The following is a 19,670-nucleotide window of genomic DNA, read 5'->3' as shown; positions in this document are numbered from 1 at the left end:
GCAGAAACTTGCATAATAAAAGGCGGCATGCAAGTGAATACCGTCAAATGAAAACGCCCCATCGTCAATAACGACAGGGCGTAAACATGGCTCTTGCAGGACAATTACTCAGCCGGTGTTGAGCTCATTTCAGCTGTCGTTGTGGCAACACCAGCAGCCTCACGACGACCGTCATTATAGATCGCCTTGATCAGCGCGATGCACATCAACACCATCACCACCGAGAATGGTAGCGCGCCGATCACCATCGCTGTTTGGATCGCAGATGTACCCCCTGAGATAAGCAAACCGCCAACCACCAGCGCCAGTGCCGCACCCCAAAACATAATGTGCGGACGTGCTTTTGGGCCTTCGTCACCGGCCGCATTGATTGTGTTCACAATTAACACCGCCGAGTCAGCAGAGGTTACCAAGAACGTCATCAGCAACACAACAATCAACAACGCCATGCCCCACGCCAATGCTTGTGCAATCGGCGCAAGCATGAATTCGGTCATCGCAAAGATCTTGTCACCGTTTGCTGCACCAAAGATCACGCCATTCGCACCGCCATTCAACTCAAGATCAATGGCCGTGCCGCCCGCCCATGAAAACCAGACAAAGCACATCAATGCAGGCACGATCATCGCACCAAGTACAAACTCTCGGATAGACCGACCACGACTGATGCGCGCAAGAAACATCCCAACGAAGGGCGCAAATGCGATCCACCAAGCCCAGTAGAACACCGGCCACCAGCCCTGCCACTGCGACAACAAGAAATCTTCTGACCCTTCAACACCGTCCGAACGGAACACGTTGAAGCTCATCTCCGGCAAGGCGATCAGGTAGTCAAACACACCCAGCACCATTGCCTGCGCACCAAAGAAGGTCGCCCCGAAAATGATGAAAAAGCCTAGCAAGATGATCGACAGCACCATGTTGATGTTGGACAGCCACTTGATGCCCTTCCCAACCCCCGACAGTGCCGACAGCGTAGACGCGCCCATGATGACAACCAAAGCCACGACAATGCCCATACCCGTTGCACCACCGTCCTCAGCCATCAGACCGCTAATTCCGATCCGTGTGAGGCCCGCAACAAATTGCTCCACGCCAAAACCCAGCGTTTGCGCAACACCAAGTATCGTCGCCACAACAGCCACAATATCAATCAAATGCCCCAAGCGACCAGACAGCGCTGTACCAAACAAAGGTGTCAACGATGAGCGAATGGTAAGCGGCAACCCACGACGATAGCTAAAGAACGCAAGCGACAGGCCAGCTACCGCGTAGCAGGCCCACGCGCTTAGCCCCCAATGCAGAAACGACCACTTGTAGGCCATGCGTACGTTATCCGCCGCACCCCCATTTGTGATGCCCTGAATGACCTCTGGGTTATTGCCAAAATGCGCAACAGGCTCTGCGACGGCCCAAGTTAGCATCCCCACGCCAATCCCAGCCCCAAACATCATAGAAAACCATGAAAAATTTGAGAATTCCGGCTTTTCCCCGGGCTGTCCAAGGTTGAGGCGCCCTGCGGTCGGCCAGATCGCCAAGCCCAGACATACGATAATGAAAAAGCCGACGGACCAGATGTACCAAGCGGCGAAATTCGCCAGAATGACACTGTTCCACTCGCCTAGAATGCGGCCTGCGTCAGTGGGCCATACGATACACCACACAACCAAAATGCTGATAATTATTTTGCTGATTACAGTCACATTGAGACTGAAACCACGATAAAAACCTGTGTCTGCGGTCTTAATCGGTAACTCTGTTAATGGTTCTTGAATAGACATTGTCTTCCCCGGTTTTTATTATTTATGCGACAAAGCGTAGCAGAGCCACTTGGTGGCACAAATAAAACATTCAATATGCTGCGTGGTTTCAGTTTATGTATTTGAATACAATGGGGTAGAGCCGAAAGCTCGAGACCTTTCACCAAATAATGTCCACATTTTAGTGCGTAACTGCAAAAGCTGCGACAATTTAGAAGATACCGTTCATTTACGCGCACAAAACTGTTCGGAGCCCTGAGTGAAGAGTGGTCTATGCCCAACCAAAAAGGGCACCCAGTGGGCGCCCTCTTCGCTGTACATACGTTGAAGCTTCTTAGCTTCCGGCAACATCCACCACGACACGTCCTTTGACTTGGCCCTTCAAAATGTCACGTCCAAGGGACGGCAGATCGGCAAGCGTCGCTGGAACAATCATATCCTCCAGTTTTGCAAGCGGCAGATCGGTGGCGATACGCTGCCAAGCGCGCTGACGTGCCTCAAAGGGCTGCATCACACTGTCGATCCCCAGCAGGTTCACGCCGCGCAGCAAAAACGGAATAACGGTTGCCGGCAAACCCGCACCACCGGCAAGACCAACAGCCGAAACCGATGCGCCGTATTTCATCTGGCCAAGCACGCGGGCCAGCATTTCGCCACCGACCGCATCCACACAGCCACCCCATGTTTCCGCCTCAAGGGGGCGTTTTGTGGTCTCGTTCAACTCCTCACGGGCTACAATCTGAGATGCCCCAAGACTTTCAAGATACGCGCCAGTTTCGGGCCGCCCCGTCACAGCCGCAACTTGATGACCAAGGTTTGCTAGAATGGCCGTAGCCACAGACCCAACGCCACCAGCCGCACCAGTGACCAGAACCGGCCCGTCTTTGATGCCGTGATCTTCAAGCGCCATAACGGCCAGCATCGCTGTAAAGCCTGCCGTACCCACCGCCATAGCCTGACGTGCGTCGAGACCTTTGGGAAGTGGCACCAACCAGTCCGCTTTGACGCGCGCTTTTTGCCCGTAGCCGCCCCAATGGGCCTCACCAACGCGCCAGCCTGTCAGAACAACTTTATCCCCTGCAGCATAACGCGGGTCATCAGACGTTTCGACGGTGCCCGCGAAATCAATTCCCGGCACATGGGGGTAGTTGCGCACAAGACCACCGCCCGGTCCGATGCACAGACCGTCTTTGTAGTTCACTGTCGAGTATTCTACGGCCACAACCACATCACCAGCCGGAAGCTGATCAAGGCTCAGCTCCTCAACGGCTGCGTGTGTTTTGCCTTCGTCGTCTTTGTTGACCACCAGAGCTTTAAACATGTTCATCTCCCTACATCTTTTCAGTCTTTTCAAAGTCGCGGCACGCTGAAGCGCCGCGACATACATTAAATCCAGAATTTTTCAGCCACCGTGACGGCCCGCGGACCATCGGGTGTTTGGGCCGTCAGCTTAGTGCCTGCATCCCAATGGGTCATACGCACCATGCCGATAGCGACGCCTGTGCCAAAATCGGGGCTGTTGGCTGCGGATGTGATCTGCCCCACAACTTTATCGCCCGCCATCAAGGGCCACGCACGATCACAGGGCGGCACTGCCCCCTCAATCTCAAGAGGGCGGATTTGTTTCACTGGCCCCTCTTTGGAGACGCGCAGCAATGCGTCACGGCCCACACACCCAATCGCCGTTTGGGTCGAACAAAAACGACCAAGTCCTGTTTCGTGGGGGGTGTTATCGCGGGTCATGTCGTTGCCATAGGACAGCAAACCACCTTCGACCCGCTCAATCCCGTTGGGACAACCTGCGCGCACATCAAGGTCTTTGCCCGCCTCCATAAGCGCGTTCCAAAGCGGCATTCCGATGTCACTGCCTTCCACATAAATCTCAAAACCGCCCTGCTTTGAATAGCCAGAGCGCGCAATCACAAGCGAGCGCCCCTGAAACTCAAACACGCCATAGCGGAAAAACTTCACGTTGCGGACGGCCTCACCAAAGACCCTTTCCATCAAATCATCAGACTTGGGACCTTGAATGGCCAAGGGGCTTACGTCGGGTTCATCGACCATCACATCAAGGCGGTAGCCATACGCAATGCCTTTGACCCAAAACAGCAAGTCACTGTCCGCAATAGAAATCCAATAGCGGTCCTCGGCCAATTTAACCGCGACCGGATCGTTCAGCATCCCGCCGGTCTCATCAACCATGGGGACATAATAACACATGCCCGGCAGCATCCCGCGCAAATCCCGGGGCGTCAGCATTTGCAGCAAGCGACCTGCATCAGGGCCGCGCACTTCGACTTGACGTTCAGCGGACACGTCCCAGACCTGAACAGCCGATTTAAGGTGGTGATAGTCTTCGACCACACTGCGAAACACAGTTGGCAAAAGCATGTGATTATAAGTTGTGTAGGCACTTACACCTGCCGCCTCCACACCATCAGAGAACGGCGTGCGGCGAAGCCGACGCGAAGCAGTAATCAAAGCCATATCGTGTTCCTTATCCTTGGCTTATCGAAGCTATAATGTCGTAAATTCCGGCCCTATTTTGGTTTTGGACCGGCCCAGTCAATTGCGCAAATCTCAGCGGACATGCCGCCAAAATCCCAAACGCGGCCATAGTCGCGCACTTTGGACTTTAGGCCCTTGGCGGCGATGATGTTTGGACCCATCCAGTATTTGGAGTTGGTAATCGTGACGGGCTCATCCGGTGAGGCGCCGTCGATCATCTCGATCTCGCCTGCAATTTTGCGCCCGATATACAGACCACGTTTTGTGCCATCACGAACGATTTCAACTTTCTCACGCTCTGCACCGATGATCTCAGAGACAAGGAACGTGAACAAACCGGTAGTACCGCCCGCTTGACCACTGAAAATCTTGAGGATGCCGTTATAGGCCTTCTGGCTTGCGCGCTCATCAACGTAGGCTGCAACTTTCCAATTCCCCTCGCCCATACGACCCGGGATATCGACCAACAAGCCTACGTTAAGCCCTGCCAGATCTTCACCCTCAAAGTGACCCTCATCAATGGCAATAGCCATCCAAGCGTGGCAGTGCCCTTCGGTGGGGGGGTGCGCGCCAAGGCTCACGACGCAGGGGCAAAATACCGTGCATGAGCAGTTGAGGAAAAGCTCGCCCTTAATGGCCCAATCCGTCGGACGCATTTTGCGGCGCAGAGGGTTATTTTCCATCTTCTGGTCGATCCGTTGGGAAATCGCGATGCGATCACTTTCGGTCCGTTGTTCTGTCGTGGCCATCGACGTAGCCCTCCTCGCTTGTGCGCAAATCGCGCGGTCAAATCATCTGCGCAAAGATGCGCGCTACATTACGTTGCTGACGCCAAGCCCAAGGCCTGCTGCGATCAGCGCATATCCCATCGGGCGCGTCACGAATGCGCCCAGCTGTGGCAATTTTTCAATCACCATAGAGAGCGTTGCCGCCCCCATCCACAAAAGGCTCATCACGCCCCCCACAAAGCCAAGCGCCATGAAGCCCCAACAACACCCGACACAAAACGCCCCAAGACCAAGCCCCATGCGCAGACCGCCAAGCGCACCAGTGCGCCAGTGGCCTAAGAAATACATCGTCGGCGCGTGGCAGACCCCGTGGCAAACCTCTTTGACGCGGGTGAACTGGAAAGCCCCGACGACTACCAACAGCCCTGCGGAAAGCCATGTAGGCGCAATGCCCAATTCGTCGACCAGTCCGGCAGATGCCAGCCACAATTGTGCGGCCGTAATCAGTGCCGCGAACGCCACCCAAACGATCGCATATCCTAAAAGCACCCCAAGCCAGCCTGCGCGTGTGCCGTTTGCGCTTTGCATCAGGTCTTCATAGGCGCGCAAAGTTGGCACCATCGTGGGCAACATCATCGCCGCCATCATGATTGCCCACATCGCAAAAAGCGGGCCGAACGTCTCCATCGGCATCATGTTCATCCCAACGGGGCGGCCAATAAGGTCAACACCAGACATCATCGCCATCATGTACAAAAACGCCCATGACGCCAAAATAACGCCAAAAAACGAGAGCCAAAGAATGCTGCGGATTGCGACCATGACGCGGATCTTTCGTATTTGTCTTTCACTTATGTCGAAGCGACTCGACCTGTGCAAAATTAAATGTCAGACTTTTGAAATTACGCAATAGATAATTGTCAGACATATGAAAACAAAGCTTGATCCCTCTGCTGATCTGTCGGCGCAAATTGCCGCTGCGATCCGCGATGCCATTATCGACGGCACTTTGCCCGTTGATGAGCGATTACCTTCGGAAATTGAGCTTTGCGAGCAGTTCGATGTGTCACGATCAACAGTGCGCGAAGCCCTCAAGCGGCTTGCGGCGCAATCACTGATCCGCACGCAGCGGGGCGCCACAGGCGGCGCTTTTGTCAAACGGCTGAACTATGCGGATGCCTATGCACAGCAGATCACAACATCCACGCTGTTGCTGTCGATGAACGAAGTTGATTTTGCCACGGCCTGCGAAGCGCGTTTTACGCTTGAGCGCGCCTGCGCGCCGCTTAGCGCCAAACGCAGGACGCCCGATCACCTTGCGACAATGCGGGCTGAAATTCACCGCCAAGGACAAATCGGACTTTCTGACGAGGCTTTTTGCGCCTCGGACGTGGCGTTTCACCGTGCGCTCGTGGATGCAGCCCATAATCCGGTTTTGTCGTATCAACTGGCCGGCGCCGTAGAGGCCATGCAGCCCTTGATGAATATGATCACTTTCACCGCGCGCGACCGTGATAAAATCATTCGCCTACACACTGATTTAGCGAACGCCATTGAGCAAGAAAACGCCGTGGAAGCAGACCGTGTGCTGCAAACTCTGGCCAGCGAAACCAACGCCATGGCAGATACAGTATTTACTGCCCGCGCAGGACGCTAATCACTTGCACGGCGCGCCACTTTCCATGTAGGGCCAGCGCACTAAACTACTCATTGTCGCGACCCACTATTTTTGATTTTTCCCGTCGGAGGATTCCAATGAAACGCCTACTTTTGACTTCAGCCGCTGCGCTGTTTGCCACCACTGCTTTTGCCGCTGATCCTGAATTGATCGTGTTTGATTGGTCCGGCTACGAAGAAGAAGGGTTCTACCCCGATTACACTGCCAAACATGGCGATATCCCAACGTTTGCGTTCTTTGGCGAAGAAGAAGAAGCGTTTCAAAAGTTGCGCTCTGGCTTTCGCGCAGACGTCGGTCACCCGTGTTCGCAATCTGTTGAGAAGTGGCGTGATGCCGGCCTAATTGAGCCATGGGATATTTCACAAATTCCAGCCTACGCAAATGTAGATGCGGCCTACAAAGAAAACCCGATCTTTGCAGATGATACAGGCGTTTACTTTATCCCCGCTGACCTAGGTGCGACCGCAATCGCCTATAACACTGAAGAAGTTCCCGCCGGAGATATCGAAAGCCTTCAGGTGTTCCTTGATCCAAAATATGCAGGCCGCACATCTTTGCCTGACAACGTAGACGATGCCTATTCACTGGCATTTTTGGCAACTGGTGTAACTGACTGGACAACCGCAACCCCTGCGCAAGTCGATGCCGCTTCTGAGTGGATGCGCAAGGCCCACGCCAATGTCCGCGCCTATTGGGCAGACGGTGCAGAATTGGCGCAGCTGATGGCAACTGGCGAAGTTCTGATTTCATGGGCGTGGAACGAAACTCCAGTGACTATGGCAGCTGACGGCGCGCCCATCGGTTACCAACGCGAAGCCAAAGAGGGATCATCACTGTGGTTCTGTGGCTACGTGAACCTGCAAAACGGCCCCGGCTCTGAGCAAAAAGCGCATGACTTTATGAACGCATGGCTTCAGCCAGAGGTGACTGACTACATGGTCAACGAATGGGGCTATGGCCACGGCAACGCACAGGCTATGGCAGACTTTGACACAACGATCCTTGATGAAGTTGGCATGGGCAAAATTGACGCTCCGATCCTGCGTCAACTGCCTCTTGAAAACGCAATCCGCGAGCAGATGGTCGCGTCCTTTGAGAAAATCAAAGCTGGTTTTTAAGCGCAGCGTTTGAGCCGTTAGAACAGCGACGGGCGTACGCGCCCCTCGCCATCTGCCAGATCACCTCTATGTCATACCACAGAGCAAAAACGCAGAGGATGTCATGGTAGAGTATATTTCGATCGGATTGGCCCTGTTGACCATCGGCCTTGGGGCGTTTGGCTTTTTGGCCCCCCGTTACACCGCCTCCGCACTTGATCTGGAAACCACCCACACAACAATGGGCCTGTCAGAAATGCGCGCCAGCGTTGGCGCCTTGTTTGTGGCCGTTGGGTTTGCGTGCCTGTTCACTGGCAGCGCGTCCGCCTACTTTATGCTTGGGGTTGTATACGCAGGTGCTGCAACGGGCCGTGCGCTATCCCTTATTCTTGACGCCCCCCCTTTTCGCAAAGCCCTGACGTTCTTCGCTTTTGAGGCGATACCCGCCGGCTTTTTGCTTTGGGCGCATAGCCTGACCTGAAGACGCGCGGATAAATCCTGCGATCACACCAGCTACCTGTTGCAAACCACAGCCAGCCGATTATGTATGACTTGTCTCTTTGGGGACTATGGACATAAACGCGCTCGTAATAAGCGGATCGGACCCGGGGGCGGTACCCGGCGACTCCACCATATTACCACCGGCGGCATCCTTCATTTGGGGAGGTCATTCGGGATTGTGGGGTCGAAATAGGATCGACGAACGTCTAAAGGGGTTTGCTTTGTTTCGGTGAGTTACCACCGTTATCGGTACATTTAAGCTAGTTGCAAATGACAACAAAGCTCCAGTAGCACTCGCAGCGTAAGCAGCGCGTAATACTGAACTCTAAGTCCTAAGGCCTAGCAGCTTTAGGCGGGGTTCGCAGGTACCTGGCAACAGAAACCTGCACTTCCCTACCTTTCTACATCCTATCCATATACGGCACTTTGAATGCTAGGATGCACAGCTTTCAATGCTGCCGTTCACCTCACCCACATGGCGAAAATCACTTGAAATATAGCGGTACGTATAATTCAGCCCATACTCATCCATCAGAGTACGAATAGCAGTGTCACTGCAAATGTTGTCATAAACCAGACGGGCTTGTTCGGCCAACGCGGCTTCACGGTCAATCTGATCGTAGCGGGAGTTATACGTGTAATAATACCGCACATTCAGCTTATCGATTGTCATGTTATCAAAGTGCAAAAGTTGGCCACGCTCGGATTTTACGCTTTCATTCAATTGCCGTGCGGAGCGTTCGAAAAAAGCCACCACTTCAAGCTGCTCAGGTGACAAGTCATCTGTGCGGCTCAGCTCTGTTTGGCTGTTGGCAACCACCGACTGCAAAGTTGAGATTGTGCTCAGTGTCAGCGGGTCCGCTTGCTGTCGAGTTACTTCTAAATCTGATTGCACACTTAGCGGCGCTGATCCATCAACCCGCTGATCTGTCATCAAAAAAGCGCTGCCCAAGCCAAATGCTACCCCGACACCAACCAATCCGAAACCTTTTAACCCCGAAGCAAAACCTTGCTTTTCCATTACTGCGTCCCCCAAAGACAATAGGCCAATTTGGCAGTGGCCTTATATGGTGCTGCACAACATCTTGCGCAGCGTTGATCAAAAGATACAATTAAATGATACTTTTGATCAAGTCATGGTTTAGGGCCTGTTTCGCGGCCTTGCCAAAGCGCCGCAGCAAATCTTGCATCAATTGTGACCCCGCCCCTTTTACTTCACCGCAAGGGGACGTAGGGTAAAAGCCAGTTGACAGATGGCCTCAAAGGAACCGCATCTATGGATCGCTCAATTGACTACGGAAACCTGATGCACCGCGCGATGCGCAGCTTGATCCAGAACGTTCTGAACGATGTGGCAGCGAACGGCCTGCCCGGTGAGCACCACTTTTTCATCACGTTCGACACTATGCACCCGGACGTGGAAATTGCCGACTGGCTATCAGACAGGTATCCGGGAGAAATGACCGTCGTCATGCAGCATTGGTTCGACAACCTAAACGTCACCGACGAAGGCTTTGCGGTCACTTTGAACTTTGGCGACAGCCCCGAGCCGCTTTATATTCCATACGACTCGATCAAAACTTTTGTGGACCCGTCCGTTGAATTTGGCCTGCGCTTTGAAAGCCAAGACGATGACGAGGATGATTTAGAAGACACCGATTTGGACCTACCAGATGACGTCGACTTGCTGCCTGTCACCCAAGCAAGCAGCGCCGACCGTGCCACGGACAGTGACGCCCCCAAAACCAAGGCCGACGTTGTGAGCCTTGATAGTTTCCGCAAGACCTAAGCCAACGACAGCCAGTAACGGCTGCTAGTTATTGCGCGGCGCATCTTAGCGCGCTAAACGGCATACAACAGTATACGAACAGGATTTCATCATGAGCACCACCCGCACCGAGACCGACAGCTTTGGCCCATTAGAAGTTCCCTCCGAGAAGTATTGGGGCGCACAAACACAGCGCAGCATCATGAACTTCCCTATCGGCTGGGAAAAGCAACCAATCGCGATCGTGCGTGCATTGGGCGTGATCAAACAAGCCTGCGCACAAGCCAATATGGACAACGGCAAGCTGCCCAAAGAATTGGGCGATGCCATCATCCAAGCCGCATCCGAAGTGGTTGCGGGCAAATTCGATGACAACTTTCCGCTGGTCGTCTGGCAAACCGGCTCTGGCACGCAGTCCAATATGAACGCCAATGAGGTGATCGCAAACCGCGCAATTGAGATTTTGGGCGGCATCATCGGGTCAAAAGATCCCGTGCACCCGAATGATCACTGCAACATGGGCCAGTCGTCAAACGACACATTCCCGACCGCGATGCACATTGCCACCGCGATGACAGCGCGCGACGTATTGATCCCCGGCCTTGAGAAATTGCACGCGGCCTTGGCAGCAAAAGTAAAAGAATTTGACGGCATCATTAAAATTGGCCGCACCCACACTATGGACGCGACGCCGCTGACGTTGGCGCAAGAATTCTCTGGCTATACGCATCAAGTTGCGATGGGGCTTGAGCGCATCAAATCTGCCCTGCCCCGCATAAATGAGCTGGCCCAAGGTGGCACAGCTGTAGGCACTGGCTTGAACACCGTGCAAGGCTGGGGCGAGCAAGTCGCAGCTAACATGGCGGCCATCACGAACCTTCCTTTCGTAACAGCACCAAATAAATTCGAAGCCCTCGCCGCACATGACGCGATGGTCGAGATGTCCGGCGCGTTAAAAACCGTTGCGGCCAGCCTGTTCAAAATCGCAAACGACATACGCCTCTTGGGTTCTGGTCCGCGCTGTGGTTTGGGCGAGTTGATGTTGCCCGAAAACGAACCCGGCTCATCCATCATGCCCGGCAAAGTAAACCCAACACAATGCGAGGCTCTTACCCAAGTGTGTGCCCATGTGTTCGGCAATGACGCAGCCGTGGGTTTTGCAGGCAGCCAAGGTCACTTTGAGTTGAACGTCTACAAACCGATGATAGCCTATAACGTGTCGCAATCCATGCAATTGCTGGGCGACGCCTCTGTTGCCTTCAGCGATAATTGCGTGTCGGGCATCCAAGCCAACACCGACAACATCACGCGCATTATGAATGAATCGCTGATGCTGGTAACGGCGCTCGCCCCCGAAATTGGCTATGACAACGCAACAACCGTCGCAAAAACAGCGCATAAAAACGGCACGACCCTGAAAGAGGAAGCGATCGCGTTGGGCTTTGTAGACGCCGAAACTTTCGACCGTGTTGTCCGCCCTGAATTGATGATCGGCCCTAAGTGAGTGTCATCAACCTAAACAAGGCCCGCAAGGCCAAGGCGCGCGCCGACAAAAAGGCGCGCGCTGATGAAAACGCTGTAAAGTTTGGCCAAAGCAAAAGCCAGAAAACCATCGCTGCCGCACGCAAAGCACAGCTCTCTAAGCATTTGGACGGTCATAAAACTGATGGCTGAGCGGCCTACGAAACGCTCGCTCACCTTGCGTGGGCACCGCACTTCGGTGTCGCTTGAAGATGCTTTTTGGAACAGCTTTCGCCAAATAGCTGCAGAAAACAACAAACCAATCAATGTGTTAGCGGCTGAAATTGATGCGACACGCGGTGTCGATATTGGGCTCGCCTCAGCAATTCGTCTGTATGTGCTGCAATATTACCAATCCAAAATAGCCACGCACGGCGCCAAAGATATTACAGACGTCTAGTCAGGCTTGTGCTCGGCTTTCTTTTCCCATCTACCGCTTTCCTCAGACCAATACTGTGCTGTCACGCCCGCACCGGTTAAGCTGCGCCATTGCTCCCGCGCGTGCTGAAGGGCTGCACCATCATTGCCATCAAACAGGATGCACGCCCGCGTAAGCGCAGTAGCCTCATCGGCGGTCACCTCAGCGCCGTGAACTGACATCAGACAGTTGGCGTTGTTCGAATAAGATGCCTGTGCGCCCTTGGTCAGCAAAATTGGTTGCGCTGCATCATGATCCCCGCCGGCAACGCCGTGGGGCAAAAAGCTGTCGTCGCGCGCGGTCCAAATTGCCAGGTCCAGCGCCTCCAGATCAGTGGCTTCAGTCCCGCGCACCACGCATTTCATTCCCGCCCCCACCGCTTTTTCGAGCAGTGTTGGCAACGTAACCTCAAGCGGCGCGCGGGTTAGATGGTAAAAGTAAACTTCGCCCACGTTATGCTTCGTAAGTATCTGCAATCAAACGGTTCAGAGCCATCACGCCCCACCCCGTTGCCCCTTTGGGCGCGTGAGCCGTATCCGCCTTCACACTTGCCACACCAGCAATATCGAGATGAATCCAAGGCATCCCGTCGTGGATAAAACGTTGCAAAAATTGCGCCGCAGTGATGCTACCTGCCGCACGTGTGCCTACGTTTTTCATATCCGCAACAGCACTTTTAATCTGGGCGTCATACTCGGGGCCCATCGGCATGCGCCATGCCCCTTCACCCTCAAGCCCTGCGGCAGCCAAGAAGTCTGCACAAAGCGTGTCATCGTTTGAAAACACACCTGCGTTGTCATGGCCAAGGCCCACAATGATGGCACCCGTTAGGGTCGCCAAGTTGATCACGCCCGTTGGCTTGAAACGCTCTTGAGCATACCAAAGCACATCCGCCAAAACGAGGCGTCCCTCTGCATCAGTATTGATGATCTCAACTGTGTCGCCTTTCATCGAGCGCACAACATCACCCGGGCGCGTAGCTGTTGAGCTTGGCATGTTTTCCACCAGCCCGACCAGCCCCACCACATTGGCTTTGGCCTCACGCATGGCCAGCGTCTTCATCACACCTGCCACGACGCCCGCGCCGCCCATGTCCATCGTCATGTCTTCCATGCCGCCTGCAGGTTTTAAGCTGATGCCGCCCGTGTCGAACACAACCCCCTTACCAACAAGGGCAAAGGGCGCTTCATCACCGCCGCCGTTCCACTTCATCACAACCACTTTGGACGGCGATGCACTGCCTTGGCCGACGCTCAACAGGGTGCGCATGCCCAACTCTTCAAGAGCGTCTTCTTCAAGCACTTCAACTTCAAGGCCAAGGGCCGTCAGCGCGGCGAGACGGTCGGCAAATTCTGTCGTTGTCAGAATATTCGCAGGCTCCGTCACCAGATCGCGGGTGAAAAACACACCCTCGGCAATCGCACGCAACTCACCCAACTGACCATCAAGTGTCTCTGGCTTATTAAGCATAACGTTTAATGCACCAAAAGTTTTGGGTTCCGCAGTTTTGTGGTCCTGAAACTGATATGCGCGCAGCAGCGCACCAAGCGTGATCTGATCTGCGTGCTTGGTACTTCCCGCCATGACCAAAACATCACCTGCACCAATTGCTTTGCCAATTTGCACACCCGCTTTGCGCGCCGTAGCTGCATCCGCACGTCGGTCCAGCTTGATGATTTGCACCGCACTTGCGGCCATACCTGCGGGCCATGCCAAATCCGTAGTGTCCGCCGCTTTCATGTCAGAAAACGCATCCGAGCCCACAAACCGCTCAACAGCCCCTTTGCTTAGCCGGTTCACACGGCGCCCCGCCTGATCAAGCTTGCCTCCTGCATCCACAAAAATGACGACGCGGCCGGTGTGTGCGGCTATCGCGTCTAGATTGGTTTCAGATGCGGTGACGGTAATCAAATCAGTCATGGCTGGGGTCCCTTTAAACTCATGCGGCATTCACGCCGACCTTTGTCTATAGCTAGCGTGCAGACATAGGATTGACCAGAAACGAGTTTCGTCTGCCGTGTGCATGGGCTAGTGTGCAGCAACAGTCTGCCGACACCCACATCAAGATCAGGAGCCTCGTGCGCGCCAATGCCCCGGTTTGACCGCTACATGCTGTCCCAACTTATGGTGCTTTTCGGGTTTTTCAGCCTTGTTTTGGTGCTTGTGCTTTGGGTCAACCGCGCCGTGCGCTTATTCGACCAACTCATCGGTGACGGGCAAACCGCGTTGGTGTTCCTTGAATTTTCAGCACTTACTTTACCCGTAGCAATCGCCGCCGTTCTGCCCATCGCGTGCTTTGCTGCGGCGGTATATGTGACAAACCGAATGAGCCAAGAGAGCGAGTTGGTGGTGGTTCAAGCCACTGGCTACTCCGGCTTCAGGCTTGTGCGACCAGTCTTGGTGTTTGGGATGGTCGTGGCGGTTTTGATGTCACTGCTATCGCATGTTTTGATGCCTATGAGCACTGAACGCCTCTTGGATCGCACTGCGGAAGTGTCGCAAAACATCACCGCCAAACTACTTAGTGCGGGACAATTCCAACACCCAGCAAAAGATGTCACGCTATTCATTAGTGACATCACAGAGCGTGGCGAACTGGTTGGTTTGTTCCTATCAGATGCGCGAAACTCGGAACGCAGCGTGACTTACACCGCCAAATCAGCGCTTCTGGTGCGGGGGGAAAGCGGCGCAAAATTGGTGATGTTCGATGGCCAAGCGCAAACGCGTCGCGCCTCAACCAATCAGATATCGATCACCACTTTTGCTGATTTCGCATACGATATCGGCGGGCTGATTTCATCGGCTCCAACAGGTAAACGCAAAGTGGATGAATTAAGCACAGCAGAGCTGCTCGCGGCGACACCTGAAATGCAAGACGAAACAGGCGCATCGCGCGCCACTTTGATCACGGAAGCCCATCTACGGTTTGCGCGCCCACTTTTGGCCCCCGTTTCTGCACTGATGGGATTTGCGTTCTTGATGGTGGGCAGCTTCAGCAGGTTTGGCATCTGGCCCCGCGTCGTATGGGCGACCATCGCATTGATCTTGACCAAACTCGGCGAGAACATTGTCACCGCAAAAGTACTGGAAGAGGCAAACCTCTGGCCAATTATGTATGTTCCAGCGTTCGGGGGCACCGTGATTGCAATCGCCCTTTTGTGGCTATCGGCTCGCCCAAGCCTGCTGCGCCGCGGCACGCGGGAGATCACCACATGACGCTGCACCTATACTTTGCAATGAAATTCCTGCGCAGCTTTTTGGTGGTTGGCGCGATTTTCTTTGCAGTCCTGCTGTTGATTGATGTGCTCGAACAGGTTCGCCGTTTCAGCGATGCGGATGTGTCTTTTGCAGGCATCCTTGGGCTGGCCGCTTTAAACGTGCCGTCGGGTCTTTACACCATTTTGCCGCTCATCACGATCATCGCCACACTGACGCTGTTTCTGGGCCTTGCGCGCACATCTGAGCTGGTGATCACACGGGCGGCGGGGCGAAGTGCGTTGCTGTCCCTTCTTGCACCGATCGTCGTAGCCGCGGGGCTTGGTGCGCTCTCCGTGAGCGTCCTGAACCCACTGGTTGCTGCAACTTCCAAACAATACGAGGAGAACGCTGCGCGCTACACAGACGGCGCGGCCTCAGTTTTATCTGTTTCAGACGAAGGGCTCTGGCTACGTCAGGGCGATTTGCGCGGACAAACCGTGATCCACGCACAGCAATCAAGCGCCAACGGCACGCGGTTGGTCAATGCGATGTTCTTGGCTTATTCCGAGGACGGCCTACCCCTTACGCGGGTCAATGCGGTTGAAGCGGTTTTGACAGACGGGGCTTGGCAGTTGCGGGATGCAAAGACGTGGCGCCTAAACGACCCTAACCCCGAACGCACCGCGATCACTGCAAAAATGTTAACCATTCCAACGGACCTCACGCGCGACCGAATTCAAGATAGTTTCGGCACCCCAAGCGCTGTCCCAATCTGGGCACTGCCGCGCTTCATCGCAGATCTCGAAACCGCTGGCTTTTCGGCGCTATCCTACAGGATCTGGTATCATATGGAGTTGGCGCTTCCGCTATTTTTGATCGCAATGGTCCTTATTGGGGCCGTGTTCACCATGCGCCATGTGCGTTTTGGCAAGACCGGTCAGATGGTGCTTTATGCAATCATGATGGGTTTTGGTGCGTTCTTTTTGCGCAACTTGGCGCAGGTGCTTGGTGAAAACGGTCAAATCCCGATTATCCTTGCCGCATGGGCACCCCCAATTGCTGCGATCTGTTTGGCAATTGCGATGCTGCTTCATTTGGAGGACGGATGATGTTGCGTGTTTTGAGCCTATCCGCAGGCATTTTGCTCTCTACTCTGGGCCCTGCCGCGGCACAAAACGCAACATTAGTTGCCGACACCATCAGTTTTGACGGCGCAAATCGGCTGGTCGCATCGGGGGCCGTTGAAGTTCTTTATGGCTCAACGCGCCTAAAGGCATCGCGGGTTGTTTACAATCAAGCCACTGACAAGCTGAGCATTGAAGGACCGCTGACCTTGGTCGACGGCGACACAATCGTTGTGGCAGACGAAGCCGAAATCAGTCAGGATTTGCGTGACGGTGTACTGGAAAGCGCGCGGGTGGTTCTGGCCGAACAGCTACAACTTGCAGCGACCGAAGTGAACCGCGTAAGCGGCCGTTACACTCAGCTCTACAAAGTCGCAGTCACCAGTTGCCATGTTTGCGGAGCAGATGACCTGCCCCTTTGGCAATTACGGGCCAAAGGAATTGTGCACGACCAAGACGCGCGACAACTCTACTTCGACAGCGTTCAGTTGCGCGTGCTGGATATCCCTGTGTTCTATCTTCCCAAACTTCGCCTGCCTGATCCAACCCTTGATCGGGCCGCTGGCTTTTTGGTGCCAAGCCTGCGCACGAACAGCCAGCTTGGAACCGGCCTGAAGCTGCCGTATTTTATACCGATCGGAGACGACAAAGACCTCACGCTGACGCCCTATTTTTCGTCATCCACCGCAACAATCGAATTTCGCTACCGACAAGCCTTTGCCAGTGGTGATCTGAACGTGCGTGGTGCGCTGACCGACGATGATCTTGTTTCAGGGCAACGCAGCTATCTTTTTGCGGACGGATCATTCGACTTAGGTCGGGATTACACGCTCAGTTTTGATATCGAACAAACATCCGACGACACGTATTTGATCGACTACGGCTATAACGCAAAAGACCGCCTCGACAGCGCCATCAGCCTTGAGAGGGTACGCGCTGATGATGCTTTTGATGCAACATTGACGTACTTCAAATCACTTCGCTCAGGCGAGCAAACGTCAACTCTTCCGCCCCTTGTTGGCGATCTGCGCTATACAAAGCGCCTAAATGTTCGCGGTGGCACGCTTGATCTCAGCGGCGATATTCACGCACATCAAAGATTTTCGGGCACCGATGCTACGGTTCAATCAGGCGCAACGCCGTTTAGTTTTGCCCCCGCTGGCCGCGACGTCACACGTCTCAGCGCTGCTGCCCTCTATCAAAAAGGTTGGGTCATGGACGGCCTTTCGATTGATTTTGATGCACGCATTGGCGCGGATATCTACACCTCTGGAGACGATCTTGGCGAGGCTGACACCCTAAGCCGTGCAACACCTGCAAGTTCGATCACCCTGCGGTATCCACTTGCGAAAAACACGGACCAAGCGACGCATATCCTTGAGCCAGTACTACAAATTTCATGGGCAGACACTTTGGGTGACACGCCGCGCAACGAAGACAGCACACGTTCAGAATTCGACGAAGGTAATCTGCTGTCCTTTAGCCGTTTCAGCGGGCAAGATGCCGTTGAGACGGGTTTACGCACAACGGTTGGCTTGAACTACTCCCGTACAGGAAAGGATGGCTGGCATTACGCACTTAGTGCGGGCAAAAGTTTCCGCGCGGATACAGATGATGATTTTGCTGCAACAACAGGGCTGGTAAACCGTAGCTCAGACTGGCTGCTAGCAGCACAAGTCAAATTCAACGATGCGCTGACACTGACCAACCGCGCTGTCGTGCAAGACGATCTGACATTTCAACGCAATGATCTGCGCCTGTCGAATCAAACCGCGGATTGGCGTTTGGCCAGCAGTTATTACTGGTCCCAAGCGGACACAGACCTTCCCAACACCGATTTTGCAGAACTGACATTAGACGGCAGCTACCGCTTTGACCGCTATTGGTCAGCCCAGGGTGACCTGCGCTATGACTTCAACGAAAGCACCGCAGCGCGCGCCGGTTTTGGCGTAAGTTACGAAAATGAATGCATCGTTGTCGGTGCCGCAGTCTCACGGCGCTTCACCTCATCGACAAATTTAGATCCTACGACCGATTTCGACCTGACCGTGTCACTTAAAGGGTTCAGCACGGGCCGCTCTCGTGGCACAATGGAAAAATCGCACAGGTGTAATTGAGGCCAGCAGCACAATGATCAAATCGTTTTCCCGTTTCGCCAAGAGCGCCTCACAGGTGGCTTTTGCTTTTGTTATCTGTTCCTCGGCGGCACTGGCGCAAAATCAATTTGCGCCGGCGATCAAAGTGAATGACCGCGTCATCACCGGCTACGAGTTGGATCAACGGGCGCGCTTTTTGCAGGTACTCAATGCGCCGGGCAACCCAGCAGACTTGGCACGCGAGCAACTCATTGATGACCGGCTAAAGCAAGACGCGCTCGCAACAGCAGGGATAACCCCAAACCACGAGCAGGTTCTGGAAGGGATGGCAGAATTTGCAGGTCGCGGTGGGCTCACACTTGAACAATTCATCACCGCAATTGCCCAAGACGGCGTAGACCAGCAATCATTTCGCAGTTTCGTCGAAGTCGGCATCGGTTGGCGCGAGTTTGTTCGGGCACGCTTTGCGCCCCGCGCCGCAGTCAGCGACACCGAGATCGAGCGCCGCATCGCCCTGTCATCCGCAAATCAAGTGGGTGGCGTACGGGTCCTGCTGTCCGAGATCGTGTTGGCGAATTTACCAGAAGTTGCAGACGAGACACGCGCGCGGGCGGAAGAGATCGCACAAGTTCAATCAATCGCACAATTCGCAGCGCTGGCACGACAGTATTCACTGTCCAACAGCCGCGAAAACAGTGGCCGTCTTAATTGGCGCGCCCTCTCGGACTTTCCGCCTGCCATCGCACAGCGCTTTTTGTCCCTGCAGCACGGTGCGGTCACACAGCCCATCTCATCCGGTGAAGCAGTTGTGCTGTTTCAACTGCGCGGCATTGAAGAAACAAGCGCCCCAAGCCCTGCCCCCGAAGCAATCGACTATGCGGCCTATTACATCGCTGGCGGGCGCTCTGAAGCGGGGCTCAAACGCGCGGCAGAAATCCGTGCCAGCGTCGATACATGCGATGATCTCTACGGCATTGCCCAAGGCCAACCTGCGCGCGTCTTGGACCGCGGTGCGCTGGCACCATCAGATATCCCCAACGACATCGCGCTTGAGCTAGCCAAACTGGACGACAACGAAGTTTCAACTGCGCTAACGCGCGCCGGTGGCGACACCTTGGTGTTTTTGATGCTATGCGGTCGCACGCCCCAACTGGGCGAGGACATAGACCGTGGTGCCATCCGCACCTCGCTTTTGAACGAACGTGTTGAGCGCTTGGCCGAGGGCTTCTTGGCCGAACTACGCGCAGATGCGATCATCACCGACCAATAGGCA

19 protein-coding genes and 1 other RNA gene are annotated in these 19,670 nt (G+C 54.5%); 12 read left to right on the top strand and 8 right to left on the bottom strand.

Annotated elements, in window-relative coordinates; translation table 11 throughout:
- Positions 1-104 precede the first annotated feature (104 nt).
- From NIG5292_RS03780 to NIG5292_RS03760, 5 genes are all read right to left on the bottom strand, one after another.
- Positions 105-1,781: a BCCT family transporter gene (locus NIG5292_RS03780; protein ID WP_082136614.1), complete on the bottom strand. Its 1,677-nt coding sequence runs from the start codon at positions 1,779-1,781 to the stop codon at positions 105-107.
- A 313-nt stretch (positions 1,782-2,094) separates the two neighbouring features.
- Positions 2,095-3,081, bottom strand: coding sequence for an acryloyl-CoA reductase (acuI, locus tag NIG5292_RS03775; protein ID WP_048598198.1), 987 nt, complete (start codon positions 3,079-3,081; stop codon positions 2,095-2,097).
- Between the two features lie 65 nt (positions 3,082-3,146).
- Positions 3,147-4,247, bottom strand: coding sequence for a dimethylsulfoniopropionate demethylase (locus NIG5292_RS03770; RefSeq protein WP_048598146.1), 1,101 nt, complete (start codon positions 4,245-4,247; stop codon positions 3,147-3,149).
- Positions 4,248-4,300: 53 nt separating this feature from the next.
- Positions 4,301-5,017, bottom strand: coding sequence for a DUF1326 domain-containing protein (locus NIG5292_RS03765; protein ID WP_048598136.1), 717 nt, complete (start codon positions 5,015-5,017; stop codon positions 4,301-4,303).
- A 63-nt stretch (positions 5,018-5,080) separates the two neighbouring features.
- Entirely contained in the window at positions 5,081-5,818 is a 738-nt protein-coding gene (locus NIG5292_RS03760; RefSeq protein ID WP_048598134.1) for a DUF2182 domain-containing protein, read from the bottom strand.
- 106 nt (positions 5,819-5,924) lie between these two features.
- On the opposite strand from NIG5292_RS03760, the gene NIG5292_RS03755 reads away from it, so the two are divergent.
- The 4 genes from NIG5292_RS03755 to ssrA all read left to right on the top strand — a co-directional run bounded on the left by NIG5292_RS03755 (position 5,925) and on the right by ssrA (position 8,662).
- Positions 5,925-6,653: a FadR/GntR family transcriptional regulator gene (locus NIG5292_RS03755; RefSeq protein WP_048598133.1), complete on the top strand. Its 729-nt coding sequence runs from the start codon at positions 5,925-5,927 to the stop codon at positions 6,651-6,653.
- Between the two features lie 98 nt (positions 6,654-6,751).
- On the top strand, positions 6,752-7,792 hold the full coding sequence (locus tag NIG5292_RS03750) for an extracellular solute-binding protein (RefSeq protein WP_048598130.1): 1,041 nt from the start codon (positions 6,752-6,754) through the stop codon (positions 7,790-7,792).
- Between the two features lie 103 nt (positions 7,793-7,895).
- Positions 7,896-8,252: a DUF4345 family protein gene (locus NIG5292_RS03745; RefSeq protein WP_048598128.1), complete on the top strand. Its 357-nt coding sequence runs from the start codon at positions 7,896-7,898 to the stop codon at positions 8,250-8,252.
- A gap of 35 nt (positions 8,253-8,287) precedes the next feature.
- Positions 8,288-8,662: a transfer-messenger RNA gene (gene ssrA, locus NIG5292_RS14550) on the top strand.
- Positions 8,663-8,705: 43 nt separating this feature from the next.
- Here the strand turns inward: ssrA and NIG5292_RS03740 are convergent.
- Positions 8,706-9,293: a hypothetical protein gene (locus NIG5292_RS03740; RefSeq protein ID WP_048598126.1), complete on the bottom strand. Its 588-nt coding sequence runs from the start codon at positions 9,291-9,293 to the stop codon at positions 8,706-8,708.
- Positions 9,294-9,548: 255 nt separating this feature from the next.
- Between NIG5292_RS03740 and NIG5292_RS03735 the strand changes: the two genes are divergently transcribed.
- From NIG5292_RS03735 to NIG5292_RS03720, 4 genes are all read left to right on the top strand, one after another.
- On the top strand, positions 9,549-10,061 hold the full coding sequence (locus tag NIG5292_RS03735; RefSeq protein ID WP_048598124.1) for an SspB family protein: 513 nt from the start codon (positions 9,549-9,551) through the stop codon (positions 10,059-10,061).
- Between the two features lie 91 nt (positions 10,062-10,152).
- On the top strand, positions 10,153-11,544 hold the full coding sequence (fumC, locus tag NIG5292_RS03730; RefSeq protein WP_048598122.1) for a class II fumarate hydratase: 1,392 nt from the start codon (positions 10,153-10,155) through the stop codon (positions 11,542-11,544).
- Positions 11,541-11,714 carry a DUF4169 family protein gene (locus tag NIG5292_RS03725; RefSeq protein WP_048598120.1) on the top strand — a complete coding sequence of 58 codons (174 nt, stop codon included), beginning with the start codon at positions 11,541-11,543 and terminating at the stop codon, positions 11,712-11,714. Before fumC ends, NIG5292_RS03725 begins: the two co-directional genes overlap by 4 nt.
- The gene (locus NIG5292_RS03720; protein ID WP_048598117.1) at positions 11,707-11,961 is read left to right on the top strand and encodes a ribbon-helix-helix domain-containing protein; all 255 of its coding nucleotides are present in this window, start codon (positions 11,707-11,709) and stop codon (positions 11,959-11,961) included. The genes NIG5292_RS03725 and NIG5292_RS03720 overlap by 8 nt, the downstream gene beginning before the upstream one ends.
- On the opposite strand, the gene NIG5292_RS03715 is transcribed toward NIG5292_RS03720, so the two are convergent.
- Positions 11,958-12,431 (bottom strand): DNA polymerase III subunit chi, encoded by a 474-nt coding sequence (locus NIG5292_RS03715; RefSeq protein ID WP_048598116.1) that lies wholly within the window; start codon positions 12,429-12,431, stop codon positions 11,958-11,960. The two genes, NIG5292_RS03720 and NIG5292_RS03715, sit on opposite strands and share 4 nt — an antisense overlap.
- A 1-nt stretch (position 12,432) precedes the next feature.
- A complete protein-coding gene (locus NIG5292_RS03710; RefSeq protein WP_048598114.1) occupies positions 12,433-13,899 on the bottom strand; it encodes a leucyl aminopeptidase in 1,467 nt (488 codons plus the stop codon).
- A 168-nt stretch (positions 13,900-14,067) separates the two neighbouring features.
- Between NIG5292_RS03710 and lptF the strand changes: the two genes are divergently transcribed.
- The 4 genes from lptF to NIG5292_RS03690 are packed head-to-tail and all read left to right on the top strand — an operon-like array spanning position 14,068 to position 19,667.
- Positions 14,068-15,195 carry an LPS export ABC transporter permease LptF gene (gene lptF / locus NIG5292_RS03705; RefSeq protein ID WP_048598112.1) on the top strand — a complete coding sequence of 376 codons (1,128 nt, stop codon included), beginning with the start codon at positions 14,068-14,070 and terminating at the stop codon, positions 15,193-15,195.
- Positions 15,192-16,286 carry an LPS export ABC transporter permease LptG gene (gene lptG, locus NIG5292_RS03700; RefSeq protein ID WP_048598110.1) on the top strand — a complete coding sequence of 365 codons (1,095 nt, stop codon included), beginning with the start codon at positions 15,192-15,194 and terminating at the stop codon, positions 16,284-16,286. The genes lptF and lptG overlap by 4 nt, the downstream gene beginning before the upstream one ends.
- The gene (locus NIG5292_RS03695; RefSeq protein ID WP_158441644.1) at positions 16,283-18,418 is read left to right on the top strand and encodes an LPS-assembly protein LptD; all 2,136 of its coding nucleotides are present in this window, start codon (positions 16,283-16,285) and stop codon (positions 18,416-18,418) included. The genes lptG and NIG5292_RS03695 overlap by 4 nt, the downstream gene beginning before the upstream one ends.
- Entirely contained in the window at positions 18,384-19,667 is a 1,284-nt protein-coding gene (locus NIG5292_RS03690; RefSeq protein WP_233488155.1) for a peptidylprolyl isomerase, read from the top strand. The genes NIG5292_RS03695 and NIG5292_RS03690 overlap by 35 nt, the downstream gene beginning before the upstream one ends.
- Positions 19,668-19,670 lie beyond the last annotated feature (3 nt).

Source organism: Nereida ignava (assembly GCF_001049735.1).
GTDB classification, from domain to species: Bacteria; Pseudomonadota; Alphaproteobacteria; order Rhodobacterales; family Rhodobacteraceae; genus Nereida; species Nereida ignava.
Note: the sequence above shows the minus strand (reverse complement) of the source record. Positions and strands in the feature narration are given on the sequence as shown.

Coding starts and splice junctions, on each gene's coding strand:
- NIG5292_RS03750 (WP_048598130.1), top strand. CDS start 6,752: ATGAAACGCCTACTTTTGACTTCAGCCGCTGCGCTGTTTGCCACCACT.
- lptF (WP_048598112.1), top strand. CDS start 14,068: ATGCCCCGGTTTGACCGCTACATGCTGTCCCAACTTATGGTGCTTTTC.
- NIG5292_RS03745 (WP_048598128.1), top strand. CDS start 7,896: ATGGTAGAGTATATTTCGATCGGATTGGCCCTGTTGACCATCGGCCTT.
- NIG5292_RS03765 (WP_048598136.1), bottom strand. CDS start 5,017: ATGGCCACGACAGAACAACGGACCGAAAGTGATCGCATCGCGATTTCC.
- fumC (WP_048598122.1), top strand. CDS start 10,153: ATGAGCACCACCCGCACCGAGACCGACAGCTTTGGCCCATTAGAAGTT.
- NIG5292_RS03760 (WP_048598134.1), bottom strand. CDS start 5,818: ATGGTCGCAATCCGCAGCATTCTTTGGCTCTCGTTTTTTGGCGTTATT.
- NIG5292_RS03735 (WP_048598124.1), top strand. CDS start 9,549: ATGGATCGCTCAATTGACTACGGAAACCTGATGCACCGCGCGATGCGC.
- NIG5292_RS03720 (WP_048598117.1), top strand. CDS start 11,707: ATGGCTGAGCGGCCTACGAAACGCTCGCTCACCTTGCGTGGGCACCGC.
- NIG5292_RS03755 (WP_048598133.1), top strand. CDS start 5,925: ATGAAAACAAAGCTTGATCCCTCTGCTGATCTGTCGGCGCAAATTGCC.
- NIG5292_RS03740 (WP_048598126.1), bottom strand. CDS start 9,293: ATGGAAAAGCAAGGTTTTGCTTCGGGGTTAAAAGGTTTCGGATTGGTT.
- lptG (WP_048598110.1), top strand. CDS start 15,192: ATGACGCTGCACCTATACTTTGCAATGAAATTCCTGCGCAGCTTTTTG.
- NIG5292_RS03695 (WP_158441644.1), top strand. CDS start 16,283: ATGATGTTGCGTGTTTTGAGCCTATCCGCAGGCATTTTGCTCTCTACT.
- acuI (WP_048598198.1), bottom strand. CDS start 3,081: ATGTTTAAAGCTCTGGTGGTCAACAAAGACGACGAAGGCAAAACACAC.
- NIG5292_RS03770 (WP_048598146.1), bottom strand. CDS start 4,247: ATGGCTTTGATTACTGCTTCGCGTCGGCTTCGCCGCACGCCGTTCTCT.
- NIG5292_RS03780 (WP_082136614.1), bottom strand. CDS start 1,781: ATGTCTATTCAAGAACCATTAACAGAGTTACCGATTAAGACCGCAGAC.
- NIG5292_RS03710 (WP_048598114.1), bottom strand. CDS start 13,899: ATGACTGATTTGATTACCGTCACCGCATCTGAAACCAATCTAGACGCG.